Source organism: Methylobacter sp. (assembly GCF_023227905.1).
Classification (GTDB): domain Bacteria; phylum Pseudomonadota; class Gammaproteobacteria; order Methylococcales; family Methylomonadaceae; genus Methylobacter_A.
Genome location: NZ_JALOCF010000052.1, coordinates 26,582 through 35,562, shown reverse-complemented (window position 1 = coordinate 35,562; position 8,981 = coordinate 26,582). Strand labels below are relative to the sequence as shown.

9 protein-coding genes are annotated in these 8,981 nt (G+C 53.6%); 5 read left to right on the top strand and 4 right to left on the bottom strand.

Annotated elements, in window-relative coordinates; genetic code table 11:
* Positions 1–56 precede the first annotated feature (56 nt).
* The 3 genes from amoC (at position 57) to M0R47_RS17575 (ending at position 2,788) form a co-directional block, all read left to right on the top strand.
* Positions 57–854, top strand: coding sequence for a bacterial ammonia monooxygenase, subunit AmoC (gene amoC, locus M0R47_RS17585; protein WP_292557205.1), 798 nt, complete (start codon positions 57–59; stop codon positions 852–854).
* A 200-nt stretch (positions 855–1,054) separates the two neighbouring features.
* On the top strand, positions 1,055–2,302 hold the full coding sequence (locus tag M0R47_RS17580) for an MFS transporter (RefSeq protein ID WP_292557203.1): 1,248 nt from the start codon (positions 1,055–1,057) through the stop codon (positions 2,300–2,302).
* A gap of 105 nt (positions 2,303–2,407) precedes the next feature.
* A complete protein-coding gene (locus tag M0R47_RS17575; protein ID WP_292557202.1) occupies positions 2,408–2,788 on the top strand; it encodes a tautomerase family protein in 381 nt (126 codons plus the stop codon).
* A gap of 201 nt (positions 2,789–2,989) precedes the next feature.
* Here M0R47_RS17575 and M0R47_RS17570 read toward each other — a convergent pair whose 3' ends face one another.
* A complete protein-coding gene (locus tag M0R47_RS17570; protein WP_292557200.1) occupies positions 2,990–3,724 on the bottom strand; it encodes a phosphoadenylyl-sulfate reductase in 735 nt (244 codons plus the stop codon).
* A gap of 290 nt (positions 3,725–4,014) precedes the next feature.
* Here M0R47_RS17570 and M0R47_RS17565 point away from each other — a divergent pair, with 290 nt between their 5' ends.
* The gene (locus tag M0R47_RS17565; protein ID WP_292557198.1) at positions 4,015–5,013 is read left to right on the top strand and encodes a hypothetical protein; all 999 of its coding nucleotides are present in this window, start codon (positions 4,015–4,017) and stop codon (positions 5,011–5,013) included.
* Positions 5,014–5,063: 50 nt separating this feature from the next.
* On the opposite strand, the gene M0R47_RS17560 is transcribed toward M0R47_RS17565, so the two are convergent.
* From M0R47_RS17560 to M0R47_RS17550, 3 genes are read right to left on the bottom strand one after another with little or no spacing between them, the layout of a single operon-like run.
* The gene (locus M0R47_RS17560; protein ID WP_292557196.1) at positions 5,064–6,050 is read right to left on the bottom strand and encodes a ribose-phosphate pyrophosphokinase; all 987 of its coding nucleotides are present in this window, start codon (positions 6,048–6,050) and stop codon (positions 5,064–5,066) included.
* The gene (locus M0R47_RS17555) at positions 6,047–6,718 is read right to left on the bottom strand and encodes an alpha/beta family hydrolase (RefSeq protein ID WP_292557194.1); all 672 of its coding nucleotides are present in this window, start codon (positions 6,716–6,718) and stop codon (positions 6,047–6,049) included. The genes M0R47_RS17560 and M0R47_RS17555 overlap by 4 nt, the downstream gene beginning before the upstream one ends.
* Positions 6,711–7,412, bottom strand: a complete 702-nt coding sequence (locus M0R47_RS17550) for a phosphoribosyltransferase (protein WP_292557175.1) — start codon at positions 7,410–7,412, stop codon at positions 6,711–6,713. Before M0R47_RS17550 ends, M0R47_RS17555 begins: the two co-directional genes overlap by 8 nt.
* A 285-nt stretch (positions 7,413–7,697) precedes the next feature.
* On the opposite strand from M0R47_RS17550, the gene M0R47_RS17545 reads away from it, so the two are divergent.
* Positions 7,698–8,969 carry a CapA family protein gene (locus M0R47_RS17545; protein ID WP_366513242.1) on the top strand — a complete coding sequence of 424 codons (1,272 nt, stop codon included), beginning with the start codon at positions 7,698–7,700 and terminating at the stop codon, positions 8,967–8,969.
* Positions 8,970–8,981: the final 12 nt, after the last annotated feature.

The window sequence follows — 8,981 nt, the reverse complement described above, 5'->3', positions numbered from 1 at the left end:
CGAGCATTACCGCCGCTGTCATTCCAAAATTCGATTAACCTCATTAGGAGAACATCATGGCACTATCATCCGAGCAATTAAAGGCCGCGCTGCCTGAGCAATTAAAAGCCCCGCTTGAACAACTGGGCAACGCGCCCTGGTATTTAAAGGATTTGCCCACTTATCTAAAAGCTTTCGGCATACTCACTGTCATCTACATTGGCTTGCGTTTGTATCAAGGCGAATTTGCGGTTTCCGCCGGACTGGATTCCTATGAACCCGAATTCGAGCAATATTGGATGCGCTTGTTTTATATCGAGCTGGTGGTTCTGGCGATATTTACGACGGGTTTATGGGGATATTTATGGGTTTCACGGGATCGCAATCTGGATTCGATCAGCCCTAAAGAGGAAATTCGCCGTTATTTCACGTTGACCATGTGGATTAGTGTTTACACCTTTGCCGTGTACTGGGCGGGAAGTTATTTTGCCGAACAGGATAATTCCTGGCATCAAGTGGCGATTCGCGACACCCCTTTTACAGCCAATCATATTATCGAGTTTTATTTTAACTTTCCGCTCTATGTGATTTTAGGCGGAAGCGCCTGGGTTTATGCCCGGACCCGCTTGCCGCTGTATGCCAAAGGTATTTCGCTGCCGTTGACGCTGGCGGTTTTCGGGCCGTTTATGATCCTGGTCAGCGTCGGCTTTAATGAATGGGGACATACTTTCTGGTTCAGGGAAGAGTTTTTCGCCGCGCCGATTCATTGGGGGTTTGTGATTGGCGTCTGGTTTGCGTTGGGCGTCGGCGGTATATTGCTTCAGGGCGTGACTCGCTTGATTGAGTTGCTTGATGATCTGGAAGATGCGCCGTGATTTGTTGATAGCGGAGTTGTTAGAGCGACGTAAAGCCCTCGTTCCCACGCGCTGCGTGGGAATGCATTGCTGGACGCGCTGCGTCCCGTACATGCCAGACGCTGATCGTGATTCGCGGCGCAGCGCGCCTTGACTGCATTCCCACGCAGCGCGTGGGAACGAGATAATTTACTTTAACCCTTCCCAATACGTCGCTAATCATGACAACCACTAAACGCGTCGGCATTCATTATGCCTGGGTCGTACTCGCTGTTACTTTTACCTGTTTGTTTGCGGCATCCACGCTCCGGTCTATTCCGGGCATTATTATGCTGTCGCTGGAACATGAATTTAATTGGAGCCGGGAAACAATCAGCGGCGCCGTTTCGGTCAACCTGCTTTTATTCGGGCTTGCCGGTCCTTTTTTAGGCAGGCTGATGGATTTGTACGGCACCAAAGCCATCACGCTAATAACGCTCACGCTGGTGACTTTAGGAGCAGGCGGCAGTGTTTTGATGCAGGAACCCTGGCAGATGTATCTGTTTTGGGGCGTGATCATCGGCGCAGGTTCGGGAGGAACCTCAATCGTGATGGGCTCTGCCGTTGTCAATCGCTGGTTTCGGCAACGGCGCGGCCTGGCTTTGGGGATTTTGGGCGCGGCTTTTTCGTCGGGCCAGTTAATTTTTACGCCCATTATCATGAACCTGAACATGCAGTTCGGCTGGCGGGCCGTAACGCTGTTTATAGCGTTGATGCTGGGCTTGGTGGTATTGCCACTGATTATGCTATTGATGGCTGATAATCCCGGCTTAAAGGGATTGCAGCCTTATGGTGACGATGGGAATGCTGAAGCTAAAATTCCTCCCGACCCAAACCCGATGCGTTCGGCAATGGCCAATCCACAGTTCTGGTTACTGGCTTTCAGCTTCGGTATCTGCGGTTTTACAACCTCGGGCCTGTTTCAGACCCACTTGATTACGCACGGCGTCGAACACGGCTTTCCGGAAATGACCATGGCCGTGTCCTTGGGCCTGATGGGCGCGACCGATATTGCCGGCACTATTTTTTCCGGCTGGTTATGCGACCGCTTCGGCAAACGCTGGCCGCTAGCGATTTATTATGCGCTTCGCGGTATTTCATTAATATTATTGCCGTATGTCGAATCGACCGGGCAATTGATGGCCTTTTCCGTCGTCTATGGGCTGAATTGGCTGTCAACGGTTCCGGCAACCTCAGCGCTGACAGCCGACTTATTCGGCAAGCAAAATGTCGGGGTCGTATTCGGCTGGATCTGTTTTGCCCATCAGATCGGCGCCGCGTTAGCCAGTTATGGGGCCGGCTATTTGCATGGCTTGTTCGGGAATTACACCTTGGCTTTTATGACCTCCGGCCTTTTTGCAATAGTTGCTACCGGGCTTGTCGTTAATATACGAGAAGGAGCAACCAGTCTTGCTGATCAACCGACGTAAAGTTAACGGGTGAGTTTAAGTTGTTTTATCAGGAAAAAACTCAAAATTACAGACGGTCCTTCAAGTAGTTAGACTATTTCAACAATAAAATATGGAGACATAAAAATGCCGTTAGTTTGCATTTCGTTAATGAAAGGCCGGCCGAATGGCTTTGGCAAAAAGGTCGGCGTCATCGTCTACCAGTCTATGCTGGAGACCATCAATATTCCCGCCAAAGACAATTTTCAAATCATTACGGAACTCGATAGCGATACTCTGATTTATGATCCGTCATATCTCGACATTCGACGAAGCGACGGAATTATCGTCATACAAATCACATTGAATGAAGGCCGAAGTGTTGATTTAAAGAAGCAGCTCTACCATACCATCGCAGATCGGCTTCATAGAGAGCTCGATGTTCGAAGGGAAGATGTGATGATCAATTTGGTTGAAGTTAAAAAGGAAAACTGGTCTTTCGGAAATGGCATAGCGCAGTATGCTTAACAGCAGGCGTAATTGAATTTTCTATACATCACAACAATTTTTTGAAAGACGCTCTTTCTGTGCTCAAATCAACGATCCATAAAAATAATGCCAAACCTTAATTTTACCTTTCATCATGCCAGCCTAATTATTGCCGATACTGCGGCATCAGTGATGTTTTACTGCGATATTCTCGGCTTGCAATAAACACAATCAATAGGGTCAGGAAGTACCGTTATCTTTGACATTTCCGGCATGCAGGCCGCATTCTTTTTGAGCTCCCGCTTCCCACCACCAGCGGCCGGCTCTTTCATGTTCATGAGGCAAAATAGCGCGGGTGCAAGGCTCGCAGCCTATACTGGTAAAGCCTTTTTCATGCAGTTCGTTATACGGCACCTGATAGGCTTCAATATAATCCCAGACTTGCGTCAGGCTCCAATTGACCAGCGGATTGAATTTAATCAAAGGCTGTCCGGCGGTGGAAAATTCGCTGTCTATTTGCACTTCAGGAATAGATTGCCGGGTATCCGGGCTTTGATCTTTGCGTTGTCCGGTCATCCAGGCATCCAACTGGGGCAGTTTGCGTTTTAGTGACTCGACTTTACGGATGCCGCAACATTCATGATGGCCGTCCACATAAAAGCTGAACAGGCCTTTCTTTTTTACCAGGCTGTCGAGCAGGTCTTTGTCCGGCGATAATATTTCAATGTCTATCCGGTAATGTTTTCTGACTTTTTCTATGAAGCGGTAGGTTTCCGGATGCAAGCGGCCGGTATCCAAACAAAAAACCTGGATGTCTTTCCTGAGTTTGACCGCCATATCGATCAGCGCCACGTCTTCCGCACCGCTGAAAGCAATGGCAATATTGTCGAACAGCTCCAACGCTTTTTTCAGGATGATGCGAGGGTTTTTACCGGTCAGCTCAGTTTGTAATTGACGGATATCGAAAGTTGCCATAATTTTCCTCTCCAATAAGGGACTTATGCAAAGCATCACTGCTGTTAAGTTAATCGATCTATCAGCAGGTTGTCGATCAGGATTGCCTCATTTTTGTTCACAAGCCAGTGCTAAATCTTCTTGCGAGGGAGCTTTAAAGCGAGCCGCTTTCAAGATGTGAATTAGCCATTGACGGGAATAGATAGCTGCCGCTTTAATCGAGTAGAATGCAGACGTGACAGCTTGCCGCCTGTGGCGAGTTGCTTCGGTCGAAGGCTTAGCGGCTGAACTGCCGCTTAGGGGAGTGCTCAATGCATATCGAAGAAAAGATAGCCTTTCTCCGGCAACCGGATGTCTACCCGGATCGGCCGAAGCGCGTCGAAGTTATCGAAACCCACATGTCCTGGGTCTTTCTGACCGAAAGTCTTGTTTACAAGCTGAAGAAGCCTGTCCGGTATGATTTCCTGGACTTCAGCACTTTAGAGGCCAGGCAAAAAGACTGCGAGCGGGAGGTCAGCCTCAACCGGCGGCTGGCCAGGCAAGTTTATCTCGGCACCGTGCCGCTGACACGACAAGGCGATGGCGATTTGCGGCTGGACGGCGAAGGCCGGGTCGTGGACTGGCTGGTGCAGATGCGCCGCCTGCCCGCCGATCGCATGCTGGATGCCGCAATCCGTAAGGGGACGGTCGATGGCAGGGACGTGCAACAGGTCAGCCAAGTGCTGACCGATTTCTATCGGCGCTCGGTGCCTTTACCCATCAGCCCGGCCGAATACCTGCGCCGCTTCGAGGAGGACATCCAGGGCAACCTGATGGTGCTGCGTGATAGCCGCTACGCTTTGCCCACGGCGCAGGTGGAGCGTCTCGCGGCAGCGCAAAGGCAATTTCTGGCGGCACAGGGCGGGCTTCTGGAACAGCGGGCGCGGGAAAGGCGCATTATCGATGCGCATGGCGACCTCAGGCCCCAGCACATCTGCTTAACAGCCCCGCCGGTGATCATTGATTGCCTGGAGTTCAACCGGGAGTTTCGCAGTCTCGATCCAGTGGAAGAACTGGCTTATCTGGCTATGGAATGCGATCGTCTCGGTGCGCCCCGTATCGGCGACAAGATTCTACAGGGTTACCTTGAAGCGGCCAACGATGCCTGCCCCAGCAAACTCATCGGGTTTTACAAGGTTTTCCGTGCCTGTTTGCGCGCCAAGATCGCGGTATGGCACACCGTGGATCACCAGGTGCAGGATCATCAGCGTTGGCTCGGACTCGCCCGAACCTATCTCGACCTGGCAGAGCGGTATTTGCATTACTGGTAACGGCAGTTTGGGTAAAAATATTAAAAGGCTTTTGAGCCGCTCTTATATCTTTACTCCCCTAGAAGATCTACGATCGAACCGCCGCTATGGATGCGCTGGATGGCGTCCGCGAACAGCGGCGCGACATCCAGCACCGTCAGCCGTTTCCGTACGAGTTCAGGATCGAGCCGGAACGGGGGCAGCGTATTGGTGACCACGAGGCTATCCAATGCGGGGTCGGCGACGACTTGATCAGCCTTGCCGGCAAAAATGCCGTGGGCGGCGGCGGCATGGACACTGTGCGCGCCCTGCTTTCGACAGGCATGCGCCGTTCGCGAGATCGTGCCGCCGGTGCTGATCATATCGTCGATAATGATGGCGGCTTTGCCTTGTACGTCGCCCACCAAGGCTTCGCCGCTGACGATTCCGGCGCTGCGCTGCTTGTCCATGAAAGCGCTGCCTGCCGGTCTGTTCAGGCGCCGGCTCAGTGCTTCCCGAAACTGTTCCGCCCGTTTGATGCCGCCAACGTCGGGCGATATTACGACCATCTCAAGATCTGGAAACTTGGCTGCAAAATGTTCGACGAACAGGTTTTTGGCTTCCAGGTGATCTGCCGGGCAGCGAAAAGCGTTTTGATAAGCGGCGAGATTATGCACATCAAGGGTCAGCACCCGGTCGGTGCCCACGGCCTCCAGCAGTTGGGCCATATAGCGGGTGGTGACCGGATCGCGTGTTTTGGTTTTCCGGTCCTTACGCGCATAAGCCAGGTAGGGCAGGACGGCGGTTACCGATCGGGCGGAAGCATCTTTTAGCGCGCCGATGAAAAACAGCAGGCGGCAAAGTTTGTCGTTGACGCTTAAGCCCGGCTCGCTGTACAGCGATTGGATGACGAAGACCTCGCAGCCTCGGACGTTTTCCAGAGGACGTGTTTTGTGTTCGCCATCCTCGAAGTCTCTTTCTTCGTGCGCGCTCAGCGGCAAACCGAGGACGGTTGCGATGCTATCTCCCAATGTCCGGCTTTCACTCAGCGCAAACAGCCGAAGCGTATCGGGACTCATGAACCGTGAAAATAATGCAGGAACCAGTTGCAGGCGAGATTCGCCACCTGTTCCAATTTGCCTTTCTCTTCGAACAGGTGGGTAGCGCCGGGAATGATCTCCAGGCGGTGTTCAATCGCCAGTCGCTCGGCCGCCTGCTGATTAAGCTCGATCACGACGCTGTCATCCCCGCCTACGATCAACAGCGTAGGCGCCTTGACCTTGGCAAGATGCGGCAGGGCCAGATCCGGCCGTCCGCCGCGTGACACCACGGCGTCCACCTTGTTGGGGCGTGCCGCGGCGGCACCCAGCGCTGCGGCCGCGCCGGTGCTGGCTCCGAACAGTCCGACCGGCAGATCGGCTGTCTCTGTTTGCCGGCTCAGCCAGTCAATCACGCCGATCAGCCTGTCGGTCAATAAATCGATATCGAAGCGAAATTCACGGCTGTGTTGATCGAGGTCTTCCTCTTCCTCCGTCAACAGATCGAACAGTAAGGTGGCAATCCCTGCCTCGTTCAGGATTTCGGCCACGAAACGATTGCGCGAGCTGAACCGGCTGCTGCCGCTCCCGTGGGCGAACACTACCAGCCCCTTGGCAGGCTCGGGAATAGTAAGAAGGCCGTCCAGGGAAAAGCCTTCAAAGGCTATGCTGACGTCGATGGAATATGCGGGGGATACTGGATTAGTCATGGCTTTTTGTCGCGTTTAGGGGAGTGGTGGACATGGAGCCGGCACGCTCCAAAAGAGACTTGACTTCATCGTCGCTGGTCTGCGGAAACTCCCGGTACCAGCGGCCGACCGCCGAAAAAGGCTCGGGCGTTGCCAGGCAGACCACATCATCGGCTTCCTGTTTCAGCCGCTGCACCGTATCGGGCGGGGCCACGGGTATGGCGACCACGATAGAAGCGGGTTTTCGTTGTCTCAGCGCGGAGACCGCGGCCAGCATGCTCGCCCCGGTAGCCAAGCCGTCGTCTACCAGAATTAAGCACTGGTTCTCTACTGCGGGAGGCGGCTGGTTTCCCCGATAAACCCGTTCGCGCCGTTCCAGCTCTTGCCGCTCTGTTGCGGCGACAGCCTCAATGGCCTCTTGGCTGATATCGATGACCGCTACTATATTGGGGTTCAGCACGCACACGCCGCCGCTGGCGATTGCGCCCATCGCCAACTCTTCTTGACCGGGAGTTCCCAACTTGCGCACCAATATGATGTCCAGCGGCGCGTCGATCATCCGGGCGACCTCGAAGCCCACCGGAACGCCGCCGCGGGGCAGGGCGAGGACGACCACGTCAGAACGCTTTGCATATTCAGCCAGCGCCTCTCCCAGCAAACGTCCGGCCTGGGTCCGATCTTCAAATGGCAGTTTCAAGATATTTCTCTTGGTCATACGCACTGCACCGTTTGCTGTAAAACGTTAATAAAGCATATGCCGGTCTATTCGGATAATGAATACTTACAAATACTTATAGCATCTACGCTAGCGTATTTTACAGGCTCATTTTATGAAGCAAGCTTGATGAATCCTGAGCTTTCGATGGGTATCATTGCCTGTAAAGTTAAACTCAATGGCTTAGTTTCCGATCAATTGCAAACCTTAAGCAGCGCAACATGAGTTGCGTAGTTTGTGCGGATGGAGCAGTATTAATTTTTATGATTTCTCCAGGTACCGGCGATGAATAAATACCCGCTAAATCCGAGGACGCGAAGGGATTTCCTGAAATTAGCCGGGATCGCGGCAGCTGCCCTGAGCATGACTAAAACGCGCCCAGCGGAAGGAGATATGAACAAAATAATTCCAGAGCACAGCCTTTCATCTCAGGCCGCTTCTGGCGGCAGCCAAACGGTGACGCTGTTTTTGAGCGGCGATGTGATGACCGGGCGGGGCATCGACCAGGTGCTGCCGCATCCCGGCAATCCGCAGCTTTATGAACCTTATATGACTTCCGCCAAGGGCTATGTGAGGCTCGCGGAAGAAGCTAACGGGCCGATCCCGAAACCGGTCGATTTTGCCTATATCTGGGGAGATGCGCTTGCAGAGCTTCGGAGCCTTAACCCCGATGCCCGCATCATTAACCTGGAGACGGCGGTGACGTCCAGCCCGGACTTTTGGCCCCGGAAAGGCATCCATTACCGGATGCAGCCGCAAAATATCCCCTGCCTTACGGCGGCGAACATCGACTGTTGCGTTCTGTCCAACAATCATGTGCTGGATTGGGGTTATGCCGGATTGAAAGAAACATTGACCGGTTTGGAAGGTGTAAAGCTCAAGGTTGCGGGCGCGGGGCAAAACCAGTCGGAAGCCGAGGCACCGGCGATTATCGATGTGGCCGGGAAAGGTCGCGTGCTGGTGTTCGGCTTCGGCCATGAAAGCAGCGGCATTCCCCGGCAATGGGGTGCTCGCAGCAATAGGCCGGGCGTGAACTTATTGCCGGATTTGTCAGAGGACGCGGTGCGCCGCATTGCGGAGCGGATCTCGGCCCTTAAGCAAAAAGGCGATTGCGTGGTGGCTTCGATACACTGGGGCGGCAACTGGGGCTACCATGTCTCAAACGAGCAAAAGGACTTTGCGCACCGGCTGATAGACCTGGCTCAGGTGGACGTGGTGCACGGCCACTCGTCGCATCATCCCAAGGGCGTCGAGGTGTATCAGGGGAAGCCGATTATTTACGGCTGCGGCGACTTTCTGAACGACTACGAAGGCATTTCAGGATACGAGGAATTCCGGGGCGATCTGGCCCTGATGTATTTTGTGACCCTGGACTTGGCGACCGGAAAGCTGGTCAGCTTGAGCATGACGCCCCTGCAAATCAAACGCTTCCGCTTGAATTATGCGCACCCGGACGATGTGCGGTGGCTGCTGCACGTCATGGACAGGGAAAGCCGGCCGCTGGGTGCGAGAGTCGAATTGGTCAATGGGCGTCGGTTGGCTTTATCGGCCGGATAATGAGGTTTTGCT